The organism is Nocardia amamiensis NBRC 102102 (genome assembly GCF_001612745.1).
Taxonomy (GTDB): Bacteria; Actinomycetota; Actinomycetes; order Mycobacteriales; family Mycobacteriaceae; genus Nocardia; species Nocardia amamiensis.
Genome location: NZ_BDBA01000131.1, coordinates 1 through 17,726, shown reverse-complemented (window position 1 = coordinate 17,726; position 17,726 = coordinate 1). Strand labels below are relative to the sequence as shown.

17 protein-coding genes are annotated in these 17,726 nt (G+C 67.7%); 7 read left to right on the top strand and 10 right to left on the bottom strand.

Translation table 11 applies throughout. From position 1 onward, the window contains the following. Positions 1-78 precede the first annotated feature (78 nt). Positions 79-1,227, top strand: coding sequence for an NsdA family TPR-like regulatory protein (locus NA4_RS23680; RefSeq protein ID WP_067474033.1), 1,149 nt, complete (start codon positions 79-81; stop codon positions 1,225-1,227). A 254-nt stretch (positions 1,228-1,481) separates the two neighbouring features. On the opposite strand, the gene NA4_RS23675 is transcribed toward NA4_RS23680, so the two are convergent. The 3 genes from NA4_RS23675 to NA4_RS23665 form a co-directional block, all read right to left on the bottom strand. Then, the gene (locus NA4_RS23675) at positions 1,482-3,041 is read right to left on the bottom strand and encodes an acyl-CoA synthetase (protein ID WP_067474086.1); all 1,560 of its coding nucleotides are present in this window, start codon (positions 3,039-3,041) and stop codon (positions 1,482-1,484) included. Between the two features lie 85 nt (positions 3,042-3,126). Beyond that, on the bottom strand, positions 3,127-4,254 hold the full coding sequence (locus NA4_RS23670; protein ID WP_067474030.1) for a DUF5938 domain-containing protein: 1,128 nt from the start codon (positions 4,252-4,254) through the stop codon (positions 3,127-3,129). A gap of 32 nt (positions 4,255-4,286) precedes the next feature. Continuing rightward, positions 4,287-5,090, bottom strand: coding sequence for an SDR family NAD(P)-dependent oxidoreductase (locus NA4_RS23665; RefSeq protein WP_067474027.1), 804 nt, complete (start codon positions 5,088-5,090; stop codon positions 4,287-4,289). A 211-nt stretch (positions 5,091-5,301) separates the two neighbouring features. Here NA4_RS23665 and NA4_RS23660 point away from each other — a divergent pair, with 211 nt between their 5' ends. After that, complete coding sequence (locus tag NA4_RS23660; RefSeq protein WP_067474083.1) at positions 5,302-5,943, top strand: TetR/AcrR family transcriptional regulator; 642 nt, start codon at positions 5,302-5,304, stop codon at positions 5,941-5,943. 20 nt (positions 5,944-5,963) lie between these two features. Here NA4_RS23660 and NA4_RS23655 read toward each other — a convergent pair whose 3' ends face one another. The 4 genes from NA4_RS23655 to NA4_RS23640 form a co-directional block, all read right to left on the bottom strand. Continuing rightward, a complete protein-coding gene (locus tag NA4_RS23655; protein ID WP_218022364.1) occupies positions 5,964-7,865 on the bottom strand; it encodes a potassium transporter Kup in 1,902 nt (633 codons plus the stop codon). Between the two features lie 518 nt (positions 7,866-8,383). After that, a complete protein-coding gene (locus NA4_RS23650) occupies positions 8,384-8,743 on the bottom strand; it encodes a hypothetical protein (protein WP_067474020.1) in 360 nt (119 codons plus the stop codon). Positions 8,744-8,761: 18 nt separating this feature from the next. Then, on the bottom strand, positions 8,762-9,112 hold the full coding sequence (locus NA4_RS23645) for an ArsR/SmtB family transcription factor (protein ID WP_067474017.1): 351 nt from the start codon (positions 9,110-9,112) through the stop codon (positions 8,762-8,764). Positions 9,113-9,199: 87 nt separating this feature from the next. Then, a complete protein-coding gene (locus NA4_RS23640; RefSeq protein WP_067474014.1) occupies positions 9,200-10,174 on the bottom strand; it encodes a GlxA family transcriptional regulator in 975 nt (324 codons plus the stop codon). A 150-nt stretch (positions 10,175-10,324) separates the two neighbouring features. Between NA4_RS23640 and NA4_RS23635 the strand changes: the two genes are divergently transcribed. The 5 genes from NA4_RS23635 (at position 10,325) to NA4_RS23615 (ending at position 14,950) form a co-directional block, all read left to right on the top strand. Then, the gene (locus tag NA4_RS23635; RefSeq protein ID WP_067474080.1) at positions 10,325-10,750 is read left to right on the top strand and encodes a VOC family protein; all 426 of its coding nucleotides are present in this window, start codon (positions 10,325-10,327) and stop codon (positions 10,748-10,750) included. A 118-nt stretch (positions 10,751-10,868) separates the two neighbouring features. Continuing rightward, positions 10,869-11,345, top strand: coding sequence for a DUF4254 domain-containing protein (locus tag NA4_RS23630; RefSeq protein WP_067474011.1), 477 nt, complete (start codon positions 10,869-10,871; stop codon positions 11,343-11,345). A gap of 123 nt (positions 11,346-11,468) precedes the next feature. After that, positions 11,469-11,939 (top strand): ATP-binding protein, encoded by a 471-nt coding sequence (locus tag NA4_RS23625; RefSeq protein ID WP_157129253.1) that lies wholly within the window; start codon positions 11,469-11,471, stop codon positions 11,937-11,939. Next, on the top strand, positions 11,932-12,741 hold the full coding sequence (locus NA4_RS23620; protein ID WP_067474008.1) for an RNA polymerase sigma factor SigF: 810 nt from the start codon (positions 11,932-11,934) through the stop codon (positions 12,739-12,741). Before NA4_RS23625 ends, NA4_RS23620 begins: the two co-directional genes overlap by 8 nt. A 70-nt stretch (positions 12,742-12,811) precedes the next feature. Continuing rightward, positions 12,812-14,950: an MMPL family transporter gene (locus NA4_RS23615; protein WP_245671560.1), complete on the top strand. Its 2,139-nt coding sequence runs from the start codon at positions 12,812-12,814 to the stop codon at positions 14,948-14,950. Between the two features lie 81 nt (positions 14,951-15,031). On the opposite strand, the gene NA4_RS23610 is transcribed toward NA4_RS23615, so the two are convergent. The 3 genes from NA4_RS23610 to NA4_RS23600 all read right to left on the bottom strand — a co-directional run bounded on the left by NA4_RS23610 (position 15,032) and on the right by NA4_RS23600 (position 17,670). Further along, entirely contained in the window at positions 15,032-15,205 is a 174-nt protein-coding gene (locus tag NA4_RS23610) for a CsbD family protein (RefSeq protein WP_067474005.1), read from the bottom strand. A gap of 175 nt (positions 15,206-15,380) precedes the next feature. Then, the gene (locus tag NA4_RS23605; RefSeq protein WP_157129252.1) at positions 15,381-16,193 is read right to left on the bottom strand and encodes a hypothetical protein; all 813 of its coding nucleotides are present in this window, start codon (positions 16,191-16,193) and stop codon (positions 15,381-15,383) included. 394 nt (positions 16,194-16,587) lie between these two features. Beyond that, positions 16,588-17,670 (bottom strand): AI-2E family transporter, encoded by a 1,083-nt coding sequence (locus NA4_RS23600; RefSeq protein ID WP_067474074.1) that lies wholly within the window; start codon positions 17,668-17,670, stop codon positions 16,588-16,590. Positions 17,671-17,726: the final 56 nt, after the last annotated feature.

Sequence of the window (17,726 nt, the reverse complement as noted above, 5' to 3'; positions counted from 1 at the left end):
GATGAACTCGCCGTCTACACCCGTCTACAAGCGTTTACATGCGTCTACAAGCCCGGCAAGCCTCATTAGGCTGGAGTTGTGGAGCCCGACGCCACCATCACCGGTGCCAGGCTGCGGGCTGCCCGCGAGGCAGCTGGACTGAGCCTGTCGGCGCTGTCGGCGCGCACCCACTACAGCAAAGCACTGTTGGGCATGTTGGAGACAGAACAGCGTCGGATCGGACCCGGGCACGTCCGCGCCTACGAGGAGGTGCCCGGGCGTGGCTCGGTGATGTCCGACGAGTCCACAGACGGCGAGCAGGCTGCGGCGGAATGGCTTCGGCGCGTCGCTACGTCCGATGTGGGCGGCGACACACTCGACCCGCTGGAATCGGCGATCGACGACTTGGCGGCGGCATATCCGACGACTCCGCCGGGGCAGCTTCTCGCACAGGTCCGGCAGCATCTCGGTTATGTCGCGCGCCTGATGGACGGCAAGAAGACCTTGGCCGAGCATCGACGGCTACTCGTCGTGGTCGGTTGGCTGTCGCTGCTGGCGAGCACATGCCATATCGACCTGGGCGAGCGGTCTGCGGCGGCGGCGCGCGGGCACCTGGCTTGGGAAGTCGCGGCCGAAGCGGAGCACGCGGAGATCGCCGCGTGGTGCTTGGAAACACGAGCGTGGCAACGACTGACAGACGGGGATTTCGCGGCGGCGGCCGAGCTGTCGCGCGCAGCGCAAGCCATTGCCCCGGCGGACAGTTCGGCGTTCATACAGGCAACCGCGCAAGAGGGCCGCGCGCTGGCACGGCTCGGCGACAGCAAGGGCACGTATGGCGCACTGCGCAGGGTCGCCAGGCTGGTATCCGGGTTGCACGTACCCGACCGGCCAGAGCACCACTTTCGCTACGACCCCGCGAAATCCGACGCTTACGTAGCGACGACGCTGGCATGGCTCGGCGATCCGGCCGCCGAGACATACGCCCGGCACGTTCTTGCCGACCTCGCCGGCGCTGCGTCGGTCCGGCCGCGCCGGATCGCTTCGGCCAACCTGGATTTGGGCCTGGCGCTGGTTGCCGCAGGCAAGCCGGACGAGGCCGCGCACGTCGCCCTGACGGCCGTCACGTCCGGCCGACTGGTCCCATCCAACTACTGGCGGGTCACCGAAGTGGTCGCCGGCATCGAGGACCGTGACGGAGCGGACGCTGCCACCGTGCGGGAAGCGTTCCGCGACATGTACCCAGCGTAGGCCGGCCGCGCCAGCTGTTCAGGGGACATCCATCGAGCCGCCAGGTAGTGCGAATCGCTCAGCAGCTCGCGAGTACGAGTCCACTTGGGGCGGTGCCGGCGGTCGCGGTGCTTTCGCAGCGCCGGGCCGCGGTGAGTGTTGGGAAATTGCGCTGTCTGGCAACTGGCGTTCTCAGTCCTACAGCAGCGGAGCGCTGGAACCGGGGTCTGATCGACGGGGCGGTTTCGCGAGTTGTCGTGGCTGTCGACTCCGGGTCAGCCGGGAAGGGATTGCGGTGTGTTGCTCTGCGCGCGGAGTTGCGAGCGGATTTCGGGTTTGAGCACCTTGCCGATCTTGGAGCGAGGAAGGTCGGCCCAGATCTCCACTTGTTTGGGGCTTTTCACCGAGCCGAGTCGTGCTTTGGCGAATTCGCGCAGTTCGGCGGCGGTGGCGGTGCGGCCGGTGTGGAATTGGACGACGGCGGTGACGCGCTCACCCCATTTGTCGTCGGGCAGGCCGACCACGGCGCAGTCCTGGACGGCGGGATGGGCCAGCAGGGCCTGCTCGACTTCGGCGGAATAGACGTTGAAGCCGCCGGTGATGATCATGTCCTTGGCGCGGTCGACGACGTAGAGGTAGTTGTCGGCGTCGAGGTAGCCGATATCGCCGGTGTGGTGCCAGCCGTATCGCGACGCTTCGGCGGTCGCCTCCGGATTCTTGTGGTAGCCGGCCATCACCAGCGGTCCGCGCACCACGATCTCGCCGCGTTCGCCGGTGGGCAGCAGCAGGCCTTCGCCGTCCATGATCGCCACCTGGGTCAGGGGAGTGGGACGGCCCGCGGAGGACAGCCGCTCCGTCGCGATGGAACCGTCCGGCCGGAAGTGTTCCTTCGGCGCCAGGGTGGAGACCATCATCGGGGCTTCGGACTGCCCGAACAACTGTCCCATGACCGGCCCGATCCGGTGCAGCGCCTGCTCGAGCCGAGCGGTCGACATCGGCGCCGCACCGTACCAAAGGCATTGCAAGGAACCGAGATCGGCGCCGGGCAGGGCGGGGTGGTCGAGCAGCATGTAGATCAGCGTGGGCGGGAGGAAGGTGTGCGTGACGCGATGACGTTCCAGCAGAGCGAGGAATTCCCCCAGGTCGGGGGAGGGCATGACGACGATCTCGCCGCCGAGGGTCATGATCGGGAAACACAGCACACCCGCGGCGTGGGTGAGCGGCGCGAGGGCCAGGTAGCGCGGCCGTCCCTGGAACGGGTAGCTCATCAGTGTGAGCGCCGTCATCGCTTCGATGTTGTGCCCGGTGAGCCGGACGCCTTTGGGCCGCCCGGTGGTTCCGCCGGTGCCGACCAGCATGATGACGTCGTCCACCGGTTCGGCCTGCCACTCGGTTGCCGGACAATCGCGGATCCATTCGTCGAAACGCACCGCTCCGGCGAGGGGCGCGTCCAGGCAGATCAGGGTCGTCAACGCGGGCAGCCGCGGTGCGATGGCCTGCACCAGCGGAGCGAAGGCGGAGTGGAAGATCAGGCACGTGCAATCGAAAAGGTCCAGCAATTCCTGGTTTTCGGCGGCTTCGTTGCGTGGGTTCATCGGACACCACACCGCACCGGCGCGGGCGATGCCGAAGACGCAGGCGAAGGCGAGTGCGTCGTTCGCAGACAGGATCGCGACCTTGTCACCCGGGCGCACTCCTGAGCCGTGCAGCGCGCGGGCGATCTGCCAGGACAGCTGCTGGACCTGCTGATAGGTCAGCGTGGTCCCGTTCATGGTCAGGCAGGGCGCGGTCGCGCCCAGGGAGGCGCCCTTGTCGAGATAGTCGGTCAGACGCACGGTCGTTCCTTCGAAAGCGAAGTGGGTGGGTGGAAATCCCGGCCTGCCGGCGTGCGGCACCGGACGCCGGCAGGCCGAGGCGTGCTCAACGGTGCACGGTGAGAACCGGTTCGGCGACCAGCCCGAAACCGCGCAGCACCCCGAGCAGTTCCCGGTGGCCGAACGCCTGGCAGGCCGAGGCGAACCCGACCCGCTTCGGCGGCGCCTGCAACAGCGAGTTCGCGGCGAACGCCTGCAGCAGTCCGGTCTGCTTGTAGTTGCAGTTTCCGTAGATCACGCAGTGCGCGCGGGCCAGCGGACCCGACGCGTGGACCGAGTCCAGCGAGATGTTGACGCGCGGATTCTCCCGCGGCGGCATCTCGCTGCGCACCGCCGCCGCCTGCTCGGTGAGCACCCGGTACTTCTCTTCCACCGGAAGGTCTTTCACCTGCTCGATGACGGCCTGCACGATCTGCGGAACGCCCAGCATCAGCGGCCGGTTGATGACACCGCCGAGCACCTTCACGTTCGCGACGCGCGGATCGCGTTTGAACCAGACCGGGTGCGAGGTGCCGCCCCACGGCAGGGCGAGCCCGATTTCGTGCTGGCCGGGCACCACGACGTCGTAGAGTCCGCCGTCGGCGGGCCACTCGACGTACTCGTTCTGCTCGAGGTAGTACGCCCTGGACAGTGCGGCGTTGACCAGAATCGTCTTGGTCGAGGCGACGGTCGGGAAGCCCTTCCAGAAGACCTGGATGTCCAAGGTGTCCATGCCCGGCGTCTCGAGGCAGAGGTTGGCGGCGATCTCGCCGGTGGTGTACATCTGCGCGATGCCCGGCGACAGCAGCAGTCCGCGTTCGGCCATCTCGCTGCCGTATTGCTCATCGCAGGCGATGAGCCAGTCCTGTTCGCCGGTGGTGTCGAGATAGTGCGCCCCCGCCGCGAGGCAGGACTGCACGACCTCGTGGCCGTATTGCGAGAACGGCCCGACGGTGTTGCAGACGACGGAGGCGCCGCGGAACAGTTCGGTCAGCGGTCCCACGTCGTGGGCGACCTCCACGATCTCGTGCTCGACGGTGTCGATGCCGGGGACCTTGTCGAGCGCTTCCTGCAGGCGGGACTTGTCCCGGCCCGCGGCGATGAACGGGATGTTGAACTCGCGCAGGTATTCACAGACCAGTCGGCCGGTGTAGCCGGAGGCGCCGTAGACGACGACGGGCTTGTCGTTGCTCATCAGATCTCAGACCTTTCGAAGTTGTTCGGTTCTCACATGCCCATGCCGCCGTCGACCGGCAGGCCGGCCCCGGTGATGAAGCGGGCGGCATCGGAGGCGAGGAACACCACCGCGTCGGCCATATCGGCGACCTCGCCGAGCCGTCCCTGTGGGGTTTGCTCGATCACGGCGCCGACGGCGGCCTCCGCGCTGGGGAACAGGCCGAGCTCGGCCACATCGTTGGCCAGCCGCGCGCCCATCTCGGTCGGGACGAGCCCGGGGTAGACGCAGTTCACCCGGACGCCGTAGCCGAGCTTGCCGGACTCCATCGCGGCGACGCGGGTGAGGCGATCGACCGCGGACTTGGTCGACGAGTACACCCCGATACCGGGAAACGCGATGGTCGCGGCGACCGAGGCGATGTTCACGATCGCGCCACCGCGGCCCGCCGCCCCGCCCGGACGCATCGCGCGGAAGGCGTGTTTGATGCCCAGCGCCGTGCCCAGCACGTTCACCTCCAGCATCCGGCGCGCCTCGGACGGATCGAGATCCACCAGGAGGCCGGTGATTTCGATGCCGGCGTTGTTGACGACGATGTCCAGACCGCCGAGCGCGGCTACGGTGTCGGCGACCGCCTGCTCCCAGCGCGCGTCGTCGGTGACATCGAGCGGGACGAACTCGGCGACGGCGCCGGAGGCGCGTAATGCCTCCACGGTGTCCTTGCCGAGGTCTTCGCGGATGTCGCCGATCGCGACGGCGGCTCCGGCGCGGGCCAGCGCTTCAGCCATACCGGCGCCCAATCCCCGTGCTCCACCGGTTACCAATGCCCGGCGCCCGGTCAGGTCGTACCCACTCATCCGGCATCTCCTCCTCGAGATGGCTTGTGCGGCGCGTGCGCCCGATACGGCGCTGCGTCCGACTGCGACGTGCATCACAGTACTGTGAAGTTTTGACAGTCGTCAAGAATTTCTTTGACGATCGTCAAGACAACACGGTCTGGTATCGAAAAGCCGGGTTAGACTGAGCGGGTTCGCAGGGTGCGGACGTGTGGACGGAGAGAAGTCACCGGTGACCGAGATCGTCGAGACCAGACGGGATCGCATCGCGCGCAGGCAGGTGGACAAGTTCGCGGAACGGCGCGCGCAGTTGGCCGCAGCCGCGCTGCACACCCTGGCCGAACTCGGCTACGCCCGGACCAGCCTGCGGGAGATCGCGCAGAAATCCGAGTTCACCCACGGCGTACTGCACTACTACTTCAACGACAAGGTCGAGCTGATCACCCACGCGGTGCGGCAGTACGAGGCGGTGTGCGTCACCCGTTACGACGACATCGTCGCTACCGCGACAACGGCCGATGGCCTGCGCAGCGACTTCGGCACAACCATGGCCACCACCCTGGACACCGACGCCGCGCTGCACCGGCTGTGGTACGACCTGCGCAATCAGAGTCTGTTCGAGGAGTCCTTCCGCGACGACGTCATCGAGATCGACGGGCGTCGCGAGCAGATGATCCACAATGTCGTGCGGCGCTACGCGGAGCTGTCCGGCAAACCTCTGCGCGTGCCGTCCAAAACGGCATACGCCCTCTTCGACGGCCTGTTCCAGCAAGCACTGCTGCACAAGCTCTCCGGACGCGCCGACGCCGTCGACATCCTGCGCGCCGACGCCGCTCATCTCCTGGACCTGGTGACCGGAGACGGCCGGCCCTGACCCGGCGCATGGCTCGCCGCCTATACCTCGATACGTGAGCCCATGATGACGGTGCGATCGCCGGGTAGCCCGAAGTGCTCGGCGGCGTCGGCGGTGATGTAGGAGGTGGCGATGAACAGCCGCTTGCGCCACGGCGCCATGGTGGGTGCGTCCCCGCGCCGGAGCTCGATCTTCGACAGGAAATAGGAGGCCTCGTCGAGCCGCCACGGCCCTTCGGTGCTGTCGGGGTGCAGCAGTGCCAGCGCGCCGGGCACATCCTGGAGCTCCATGTAGCCGAACCGGGCGCTGACGTGGATGATCCGGTCTTCGGCATGGCCGAGGGTGTCGACGGTGATTCTTTCCTCCACCGGAACGCGGGGGACCGGCTCGGTCTCGATCGACATGATCACGACATGCTGGTGGCGCACCTGGTTGCGCTCGACGTTGGCCCGCATCGCCAGCGGCGTGGTCTGCTTGCCGCGGTTGAGGAAGATGGCCGTGCCGGGAACCCGGCGTATCGAAAGCTTCCCTTCGTGCAGCTGGTCCACGAATTCGCGCAGCGATCCCTCGCGCCGTTCCCGCTCCGTGCTCACGATCTCGCGCCCGCGCTGCCATGTGGTGAGCACGGTGAACGCGGTGAGGGCGATCATCAGCGGCAACCACGCGCCGTGCACGAGCTTGGTCAGGTTGGCCGCGACGAACAGCAGGTCCACCAGCAGCAGCGGGACGGCGCCGAGACCGATCAACCACAGCGGTGTGCCCCACCTGGCGCGGGCGATGTAGAAGAAGAGCAGCGTGGTGATCGTGATCGTGCCGGTCACCGCCATGCCGAACGCATAGGCCAGCGCTGCCGAGCTGCGGAACGCGAACACCAAGGTGAGCACCGAGACCATGAGCAGCCAGTTGATCCACGGGACATAGATCTGGCCGGCGCTGGATTCCGAGGTGTGCGCGATCCGCACCCGGGGCAGGTAGCCGAGCCGGGCTGCCTGGGAGGCCACCGAGTACGCGCCGGTGATCACCGCCTGGGAGGCGATCACCGTCGCCGCGGTGGCCAGCAGGACCAGGGGTAGCCGGCCCCAGCCGGGCACGAGCAGGAAGAACGGGCGGCTGATATTGCTCGGATCGTCGAGGATCAGCGCGCCTTGGCCGAAGTAGCTGAGAATGCAGGCGGGGAACACGAGGATCAGCCAGGCCCGGGTGATCGCGCGGCGACCGAAGTGCCCCATGTCGGCATAGAGCGCCTCTGCTCCGGTGACCGCGAGCACGACCGCGGCCAAGGAGAAGAAGGCGATGTGGAAATGGCCGGTCAAGAAGCCCAGCGCGTAGGTCGGCGACAGCGCCTTCAGGATCTCCGGGTGGCGGGCGATGCCGGTCACTCCGCACACGCCGACGGTGACGAACCACGCGATCATCACCGGCCCGAACACCCGGCCCACCGCCGCGGTTCCGCGCCGCTGCACGAGGAACAGCGCCACGATGATCAGCGCCGTGATCGGCACGACGAACTCTTTCAGCGACGGTTCGACCACTTCGAGTCCTTCGACAGCGGACAGCACCGAGATCGCCGGAGTGATCATGCTGTCGCCGAAGAACAGCGACGCGCCGAAGATGCCCAGCGACGCCAGCACCGCGGCTTGCCGCCGGCCGCGCCGAGCGCCCCACCGCCGCAGCTGCGTGATCAGCGCCATGATGCCGCCCTCGCCGTCGTTGTCGGCGCGCATCGCCAGCAGCACGTAGGTGATTGTGACGATGATCGTCACCGACCAGAAGATCAGCGACACCACGCCGTACACGTTCGCCATGCTGACCGGGACCGGATGCGGGTCGCGCGGGTTGAACACGGTCTGAATCGTGTAGATAGGGCTGGTCCCGATGTCGCCGAACACCACACCCAACGCCGCGACCACCACCGCCAGCCGCACGGTGTCGTGTGCGCTCACACCGTGGCCTGACCGTTCCTCATCCGATGTGGTCTCATGCTGGTGATCGGTCACGGCGATCCTCCTGCGTGCGGTCTACGCAGCCGCATCCGGCGCTTGTTCCGGACGTTACGCTCCCCGGCCTGGCAATCGGCGGGTTGCGAAGGAATAGCTAGCAGTTCCGCCGTTAGAAACGACCACTCTGGGTACCCCTGATCGTGGGTCTCAATCGGAGAAGAGGTGAACGACGATGATGACCCTGGATCAGATGATGATGATGGCGCGCGACTGGTGGGATCGGATGTTCCCTGGTATGCCGATGTTCCCCGGGATGCCGATGATGTCGTGACCCTTCCCCTGCGGACCTGCATTCAGCTGCGCTGACCGGTCCGGTCTGCGGCACGCGGCTCAGGGGTCGTACGGACTCGAGGTTTGGACGATGACCCGGATGACCGGGTGTCCGTCGCAGGTCCCCGAGCCCGAGGGGAGGATGTGTCGCTGGTGTCGCTGGATAGTAGCCGTCGGCCTCGGAGGCCGCCTCAGCCGGCTTGCGGTACGGGGGATGAGGTCCGTTTGATGCGGAGGACCAGCAGCAGCGCGACCGTCAGATAGACCGCGGCGATGGTCAGGTTGAGGGCTCCCTGGGTGGATTCGCTGTGGTCGAAGCGGTCGAGGGCGGCGACGGTGATGACGCCGGAGCCGAAGAAGTAGCCGGCCGTGAGGGCCGGAGCCGCCGAGCGCCAGGGGAGGAAAGCCGCGATCAGCAGGACGAGAGAGAAAGTGAAGTCCGGGGCGGCGAAGATATTGTCCGCACGGTAGTCGGCATTGACAATGAGCGCGGTGATCAGCCACAGGCTGACCGGAACGGCGCATACGCGCGCGACAGTGTTCAACGACATAGCGAAATTCCTTGTGGATCAAGTGGATTCAGGGTGAATGGGCGGACGGCCTGGTTCGGCTTGGGTAAGGATCGAGGCGACCAGACCGGGGAAGCGAGTGTCCAGCTCGGCGATCCGCAGGGTGTTCATGCGCTGGCGGCCCTGGTCGAACTGGCGGATCAATCCGGCATTGCGTAGTGCTTTGAAGTGGTGGCTGAGGGTGGACGGCGGAATGCCCAGACCGAAACTGCCGCAGGGGCGATCGCCCTCGTCGATGAGCATCCGCACGATCCGCCGGCGAGTCGGATCGGCGAGGGCATGCAGGACGGCATCGATCGGCACGGCATCGATCTCCGGGTGATCGGCGGACCTCCAGCGCCCGAGTGGCATCGCACCTCCCCTTCGTCGCATCTCTTCCAACGCTCTCGAAGAGATGTTAGCGCGCCGAAGCGCTATTCCACAGTGCTCGAAGAGAATTCAGTACGACAGGCGAGTCATGCGGATTTCGGAGATCGACATGCCCCGGCGACGGCGGAACAGCCCACGGAGGGTCCCCGCGTTGAGGTAGCCGACCTTGGCGGCGACCGCGTCCACGGTCAGCGGCGTGGTGCGCAACAGGTGCATGGCCCGTTCCAGACGGATGTCGTGCACGAATTCGGTGGGAGACATACCCAGTTCGGCGTGGGTGGCACGTTGCAGGCTGCGTTCGGTGACGCCGACTGCCTTGGCCGCCTGCGAGATTCGAAAGTTGTCGGTCAGGTGGTCGCGGACCCAGCGCTCGAAGGCGGCGGTGACGGAATCGCCCTTGGCAATGACCTCGGGAATGATGAACTCGCGCTGCGGTCTCCCGGCGCCGACCGCCAGGTAGCGCATGGCGCGCTCGGCCAGCGCGGGGCTCTTCGTGGCGATCAGCGACAGCGCGAGATCCATATGCGACAGCGCGGCCCCTGCGGTGGTGACGCCGTGGCCGCGGCACAGTGTGCGGCCTTCGTCCAACTGGACGCGTGGGTAGCGATGCCGGAAACTCGGACCGAGCCACCAACTCGTGGTGGCGCGGGATCCGTCCAGCACACCGGCCTCGGCCAGGAAGAACGTTCCGGTGCACGCGCCGGCGAGATGCACGCCCCTTTCGCGCGCCGCGACCAGGCGGTCGAGCACGGGACGGCTGGCGGGGGAGGAGACGAGGTCGATCAGCGGCTCGGCGGCGAGCACGTTCACCGCGGGCACGATCATCAGCTCGAATTCGTCGCCGAGCTCGTCGAGCGGAACCGTCGGCACGGTGTTGCCGTTGCCCGAGCGGATGGCAGGGCCGAACGAGACACTGCGGACCCGCCACGGCTGCGGCGGGTCGGTGAGCTCGGTTCGCACCGAGTTCGCGGTGTTGAAGGTCTCCAGCAGAGCGGCGTATCCGAAGTCGGCCACGCCGTCGACGATGAAGACAGCGACGTCCATGTCGGAAACAGTACCGAAGATGTCGTTCACGACACTCTGTTCTGCCGGAATTCTGTCTTACTCTCATCCCCGAGACGACTCGCAACCGGGGAGCAACCACCCGGGCAGTCGGTCGAGCCCCCTACTTTCACCTGCGGAGTTCGCGTGACCATGATCAAAACTACCGGAACCCACCACATCCGGTTGACCGTGACCGATATCGCCCGGTCCCGTGCCTTCTACCATGACGTTCTGGGCTTCCCGATCGCCGCCGAATCGCCGGGCAGCCCGGACGATCCAGCGGTGCGGACCGATCCGTTCCAGCTCTTCGGCGGAGTGGTGTTCCAGGCCAACGGAATGCTGCTCGGCCTGCGCCCGGTGGCGCCCGCGACGGATCGTTTCGACTCCGATCGGGTGGGCTTGGATCATCTCAGCTTCATCGTCCCGGCGCGGGACGATCTGGTCGCGGCCGCGGCCCGGCTGAGCGAAGCCGGCATCGAACACGGCGAGATCATCGAGATGGCCGATTTCGGGATCGCGATCCTGTCTTTCTCCGATCCGGACGGCATCCACCTCGAACTCACTGCGCCACTGTGACTTCGGCGCGCAACTGACTACCTGTACCGGCGTGACCGGCCCGGAATGAACGTTGTCCTGATGAATGCTCTGACGACCGGCCGCGGCATCGGTGTGGTTGTGCCGAGGAGGTAGGCCGATGCTCGTCCAGCGTGCGCGACTGCGGAAAGTGGTCGAGAGCTCGGTATTGCCGAGCCCGAGCATGCTGCTGTGCGCGCTGGGCGGTCAGCATGTGCACGGGCCGGTGTGCCGATGGGCCAGTGAGCTGGCCGAACTGCATCGCCGCCGCCGCGAAGTTCCGGGGCGTCTGGTGGAGATCGATGGTCACCGTGCCGAACTGGTCGAACGGATCAACACGTGGGCAGCGGTGCAACTGCCGAGCGCGGCGCCCGGGGTTCGCTTGCACGAAGCGAGCCTGGGTGAAGTGATCGACGGGATGGCTGTCGTCGCGGAACGGGCGTTCCATCTGTTGATGCACGACGATCCGGGCGGTGAACGCATGCACGCGGCATGGACCCGGCTGGCCGAGTTGGAGATCGCGTACGCGGATCTGGTGCGCGAGGTCGGCGACGGCCGTCGCCGGCTCCCGCCGATGCGATCGGGCGCGGACCGCTGAGCGGCCGACCGGCTCGCCTGGGCGAGTCGAACACGCGCGCCCGCGCATGGCGCGTCGAAACGAGTGGTCAACAGGGCGTAGGCTGGTCGCGCCTACGGACGGCGCGACTTCTGGGAGTGGTGCATGAGCAAGGACGACAGCATCGCGCAGCGATTCGATGAGGGGCGGCGGCCGGGGACTGCTCCCGCGACGACGCGGACCGGCGCGATCAGCGTGCGGGTGCCCGCGGAGTCCGAGCAGCTGGCGATGTTGCGTGCCTTGGCCGAGACCGTCGTGCTCATGGCCGATTTCGGTATCGATGAGGTGACCGATATCCGGCTGGCTCTCGACGAGGTAGCCAGCGCGCTGGTGCTGGACGCGGTGCCAGGGACGGAGCTCGACTGCGCGTTCAGCTTCGACGGCGACGCCGTCGACGTGCGTGTCGACGCGCTCACAAGGTCGGAAACCACCCCGGATCAGTCCGGCTTCGGCTGGCACATCGTCGCGACGCTGACCGATTCGGTGTCCGCGTCCCAGCGCGCGCACGACGCCGCCGCGGGCGGCTACCCGACTACCGTCGAGTTCCGGTGGGTGCGCGGCGGCTCGGATGAGTAGCGAGTCGAATCGGATCACGCCCAAGCGCAAGTCCGGGGGAGACAGCTACGACAATATCGAGCCGCTGTTCGCCGAACTCGCCGCGGTGGCGACGGACGACCCGCGCCGCGAGGCCCTGCGCGCGGAGCTGATCGACCGCTGCCTTCCGCTCGCCGAACACATCGCGCGAAAGTTCAGCGGACGCGGCGAGAACTTCGAGGATCTGCTGCAGATCGCCCGGGTGGGAATGCTCGCCGCGATCGATCGCTTCGATCCGGCGCACGGCGCGACCTTTCTCTCGTTCGCGGTGCCGACGATCATGGGCGAGGTGCGCAGGCATTTCCGCGACCACGCCTGGTCGGTGCGAGTGCCGCGGCGGCTCAAGGAAATTCAGTCCACCATCGGCCCCGCGGTGGAGACCCTGTCGCAGCGGCTGGGCCGGATGCCGCGGGCGCGCGAGATCGCCGGGGAACTGGGGGTCGACCTGAACGAGGTGACCCAGGCGCTCATCGCGCGCAACGCCTATCAGACCTCCTCGATCGACGCCGTCGCGGAGTCCGGCGACGCGGAGTCCGGCGGTCCCTCGCTGCTCGATTCGCTGGGCGCCGAGGACCCCGATTTCGGCACCGTGGAGAACTATCTGGCGGTGAAACCGCTGCTGGCCGCGTTGCCCGAACGCGAGAAGCAGGTGCTCGTCATGCGCTTCTTCGATTCGCTGTCCCAAGAGCAGATCGCCCAGCGGATCGGCTGTTCCCAGATGCAAGTCTCGCGCATTCTGTCCAAGACCTTGAAATCCTTGCGGGAGCAGGCTTTACGCGACTGACCCGGGCCGGTCGGCGGTGCGGGCGGGGTGTCTCGCCTGCAGGAGGGCGAAGATCTGAGAGAGTGGCCGGGTGAGCGCTTGGGATCGCTACGCGTCGCTGGTGACCGCCCGCGGATCGTGGGTGCTGCTGCTCGTGCTCGCCGCGGCCTCGCTGGGGCTGATCGCAGCGGTCGGGGAGAACGAGGCGGCGGGCCAGGCGCCCGACGCCCTGCCGCCGTCGGCGCAGGCGGCCCAGGTCGAACGGGCCTTGGAGGAGTTTCCGGACGCGGGCTCGGCGGCCGCGATCATTGTGGTCACCCGAGCCGACGGCGGCAATCTGACCGATGACGACCGCAACGCCACCGCCGCGGCGGTGACCCGGGCCGCCGGGCGCTCGCCCGGGCCCGGCGACCTGCTCACGTCGCCGGATCAGAAGGCGGCGATCGGACAGGTCCCGGTGCAGGCCGACCTGAGCGGGTTCGCGCTGACCGACCGCATCCAGGACATTCGTTCCACCGCGCGCGCCGGGCTGCCGGACGGGTTGATCCTGCAGGTGACCGGCGGTCCGGCCTTCGGTGCCGATATCGCCGATTCGTTCTCCGGCGCCAACGTCACCCTGCTCGCGGTGACCGCCACCGTGGTCGCGGTGCTGCTGATCGCGACGTATCGCTCCCCGGTCCTGTGGCTGGTGCCCCTGGCTGTGGTCGGCGCGGCCGACCGAGTCGCCACCAGCGCCGCAACCGCCCTCGCGCGCGTGACCCCGCTGGACTTCGACGGCTCGACCTCCGGCGTCACCAGCGTGCTGGTATTCGGCGCGGGCACCAACTACGCGCTGCTGTTGGTGTCGCGCTACCGCGACGAGCTGCACCGTGCATCTGATCACCGTGCCGCGTTGCGGCAGGCGGTGCGGCGGGCCGGGCCGGCGATCCTGGCGAGCAACGCGACGGTGGTCGCCGCGCTGCTGGTGCTGCTGTTGGCCTCGGTGCCGAGCACCCGCAGTCTCGGTGTGATGGCCGCGCTCGGGTTGCTGGTCGCGGTGGGGTTCGTTCTGCTCGCGCTACCCGTGGCCCTCGCGCTGTGCGGGCGCAACGTGTTCTGGCCGTTCGTGCCGAGCGCGGACAACCGCGACACCGCAGGTCAAGGAGTCTGGCACGCTATCGCCGCCCGCGTGGTGCGCAGGCCCGCGCTGGTCGCGGGGTGCGCGATCGCGGTGCTCGCGATCTGCGCGACCGGTTTGCTGACGGCGCGGGTCGGGCTCTCGCAGACCGAGCAGTTCCGGGTCAGCGCCGAATCGGTGGAGGCGTTCGACACGCTGGCGCAGCATTTCCCGCCCGGTGCGTCCGACCCGGCGATCGTGCTCGCCCACAGCGGTGCGGTCCCGGGAATCGATGCGGCGTTCCGGCACACGGAGGGGGTCGTGCTGGCCTGGCAGACGGGAACCTCGCCGACCGGGCTCACTCGATGGTCGGTGGTGATCGACGCGCCACCGGCTTCCGCGCAGGCTTTCGACACGATCGAGGCACTACGCGCGTCGCTGGCTCAGGTGCCAGGGGCCGACGCGCTGGTCGGCGGCACCGACGCCCAGGTGCTGGACATCCAGACCGCTGCGGCCGAGGACCGCGAGGTGATCATTCCGCTGATCCTGGTGGTGGTGCTCGCGGTACTGCTCGTGCTGCTGCGCGCGATACCCGCCGCCTTGCTCCTGGTCGCGGTCACCGTGCTCAGCGCGCTGGCCGCGCTCGGGCTGGGCAGCTGGATGAGTGAGCAGGTATTCGGATTTCCCGCGCTGGACATCAGCGTGCCGTTGTTCGCGTTCCTGTTCCTGGTCGCGCTCGGTGTCGACTACACGATCTTCCTCGTGACCAGGGCGCGCGAGGAAACCCCAGGCCACGGCACCACACAGGGCATGGTGCGGGCGGTCGCGGTGACCGGCGCGGTGATCACCAGCGCCGGAATCGTGCTCGCCGCGGTGTTCTGTGTGCTCGGCGTGCTTCCGCTCATCACGCTCACCCAGGTCGGAATCGTGGTCGGCCTCGGCATCCTGCTCGACACATTCGTCGTGCGGACCGTCGTCATCCCGGCCTTGTTCAGCCTGATCGGCCGCAGGATCTGGTGGCCGAACGAGCTGTGCCGGGTGGCCGACGAAGGCCGGCCGACCGGCGAGAACACCGTCGCCGGTCCCAGGGGCGGAGATCAGGTGCACGACCAGCCCAGGCCGCGGAAGGAGTAGCCGCCGCAGGTCCGCGACGTGCGCGTGGCGCAACGACCGCGCCGGGGCCATCCGCTCCGAGAGTCGTGCATGCGTGCGGGGTCAGTGCCGGAAGGCGTCCTTGACCTTCTCGCCCGCGTCTTTCAGATCGGACTTGACCTGATCGGTCCGGCCTTCGTCCCTCTTCTGCCGGTCGTCGGTGGCCTCACCGAATTTTTCCTTGGCCTGACCGGCGACTTTCTCGGCCTTGTTCTTGGCTTTGTCGGTGGTACTCATGTCGTAACCTCCTTGCGGCGACCGGCCTGGTGTATCGGCCGGTCCTCATCGCGATAACCGGTCACGGCGAAGCGAAACGCGCGGCGTTCCCACGCGAACAAGAAGACCCGGCCGAAACCGGGTCTTACTCGTAATCGTGCGCGCGGGAAAGGTCGGACGACTCCGCGAAGGTCGATCAGGAGGCGGGAACCGTGGGCGGCGTGAGCAGGCCCTGCGCAACACCCACCCCGGCGCCGATGGCCGCACCGAGAGCGATGGCCGGTGACGCGACGAACCCGTAGCCGATGGCGGCGCCGAAGCCCATGACAGCCACGGTCCCGGTGGGGAACATCGGAATGCCGGCGATGGCGCCGCAGATCGCGCCGATGACCGCTCCGATCGAGGCCACGGGAGCGGCCACCATGCTGCCGACGGACGCGCCGATCGCGGTGGAGCCGATGATGTCGGCGGCCATGCGGTCGGAACGCGACGGCTCGAAGCCCGCCGAATCGAAGGTCTGCGCGAGGCCCGCCTCCGGGCCCGCGATCGCGTCGTTGATCATCTTGCCCTGTTCGGGGGTCAGGAAATCGGGCCGGCCGATCACGACGGAACCGACGCGCAGCGTGCCGGGCGGCGCCTCGATCGGAGCGACCCTGGGGGCCGGAGCGCCGGGGAAGTGCAGGCGCTGCGGAATGATGGGCGCGAGCACGTTCGGGTCCGGCATCGGCCGGTTGGTGCTCAGATCGTTGCGTCCGGTGGAAAATGGCGGCGCGGGAGCGGCAGGAGGAGCGGCGTCGGGCGGAATGGCGCCCGGATCGGCGGGATCGGCGACCGGGGCTATGGCGGGTACCGGTGCGAACGGAAGCTGGATGGAAATATCGGGCACCAACGGGTTCGCGGTGGCCGTCGCGGCGCCGAGCACGGACAGCGGGATCGCACTTGCCACGACCAGGGTGGCGGCGCGGCGTAAGAAGGGGTGTGCTGGAGTTTCCGGTGTTTCTATGCCCATGAATTTACCCACCTCATTCTGAAGAGGACATATACGTACCTTTCTAGTTCGGTCCGGTAACCCTTTCGGATGCGTGCGAGTCGTATTTCATCCGCTCACTCGGCTCACGGAGGTAGTGGCGGACCGAATCCCAAGGGCGACACGAATATCGGTAACGACGCAGGGTAGCTGCTGAATGTTCTGCGCCTGTTTTATCGACCGCAATCACGAAATCAAGCGAAAAACGGGCTTTCGCCCCGCTGTCGGGGAAATCCCCTGATATGAAAATGGCGATTGCCCCGGGTCCCGGGACCCGGGGCAATACGGCCGGCTCGAAGCCGATCACCGCGCCGATGCCCTTCGACGCGAGGGTGCGGCCCGCTCATTCCACTGCGGGACGAATACCGACCGCGGGCTATTCGGCGGATTCGGGTTCGCTGTCCGGGTCCGGCAGCGCGACCGTGGCGGCGTCGATCTGCTCGCCGACGTAGCGCAGCACGACCGCGGCCATCGCGACGACCGGGACCGCGAGGAAGGCGCCGACGATCCCGTACAGCGAGCCGCCCGCGGTGATGGCCAGCAGCACGATGACCGCGTGCAGCTGCATGCTGCGGCTCTGCAAGATCGGTTGCAGCACATTGCCTTCCAGTTGCTGCACGGCGATGACGATGCCGAGCACGATCAGCGCCGTGACGAAGCCGTTGCCGACCAGCGCGACCAGCACCGCGAGCGCGCCCGCGACGAACGCGCCCACCATCGGGACGAACCCGCCGAGGAACGTGATCACCGCGAGCACCAGCGCAAGCGGCACCCCGAGGATCACCAGGCCCGCGCCGATCAGGACGGCGTCGATCAGGCTGACCAGCGCCTGGGTGCGGATGAAACCACCGAGCACCACCCAGATCCGGCCGAGCACCTGCTCCAAGTGCCTGCCGCTGCGACTGCCGGACACGTCGTGCAGCCAGGGCAGGAAACGCGGCCCGTCCTTGACGAAGAAGAAGGTGAGCACCAGCACCAGGAACAGGGTCACCAGCATCGACGTCGCGGTGCTCACGCCGCTGAACACGCCGGTGGCGATCTGCTCGGAACTCGACTGCAGCCGGGACACGATCGCATCGACCGCCGAATCCAGTTCCTCGTCACGCAGTCTCAGCGGCGGACCCTGCAGCCACTCCCGCACCCGGTTGACGCCCTCGCTCGCCTTGTCCGCAAGTTCCGGGGCCTGATTCACCACCGAGGGCACGATAAGCCCGATGACCCCGGCCAGCAGAGCGATGAAGCCGAGCACCCCAATGGATGCCGCGAATGCGGGCCGCAGGCCGTGCGTGGTGAGCCAGCGCACCGGCGGCCACAGCACCGTCGCGACGACCACCGCCAGCGCTACCGGCAGGACCACCACCCACAGCCGGGCGATCAGGAATCCGAGCACCCACGCGCCCGCCGCGATCGCGACGATGCACACCGCCCACTTGGCCAGCCACAGAATGCCCGCGCCGATGACGTCACCACGATCCCGCGTCGTGCTCTCATCCGGTCGGTGGTCTTTGCTCGGCT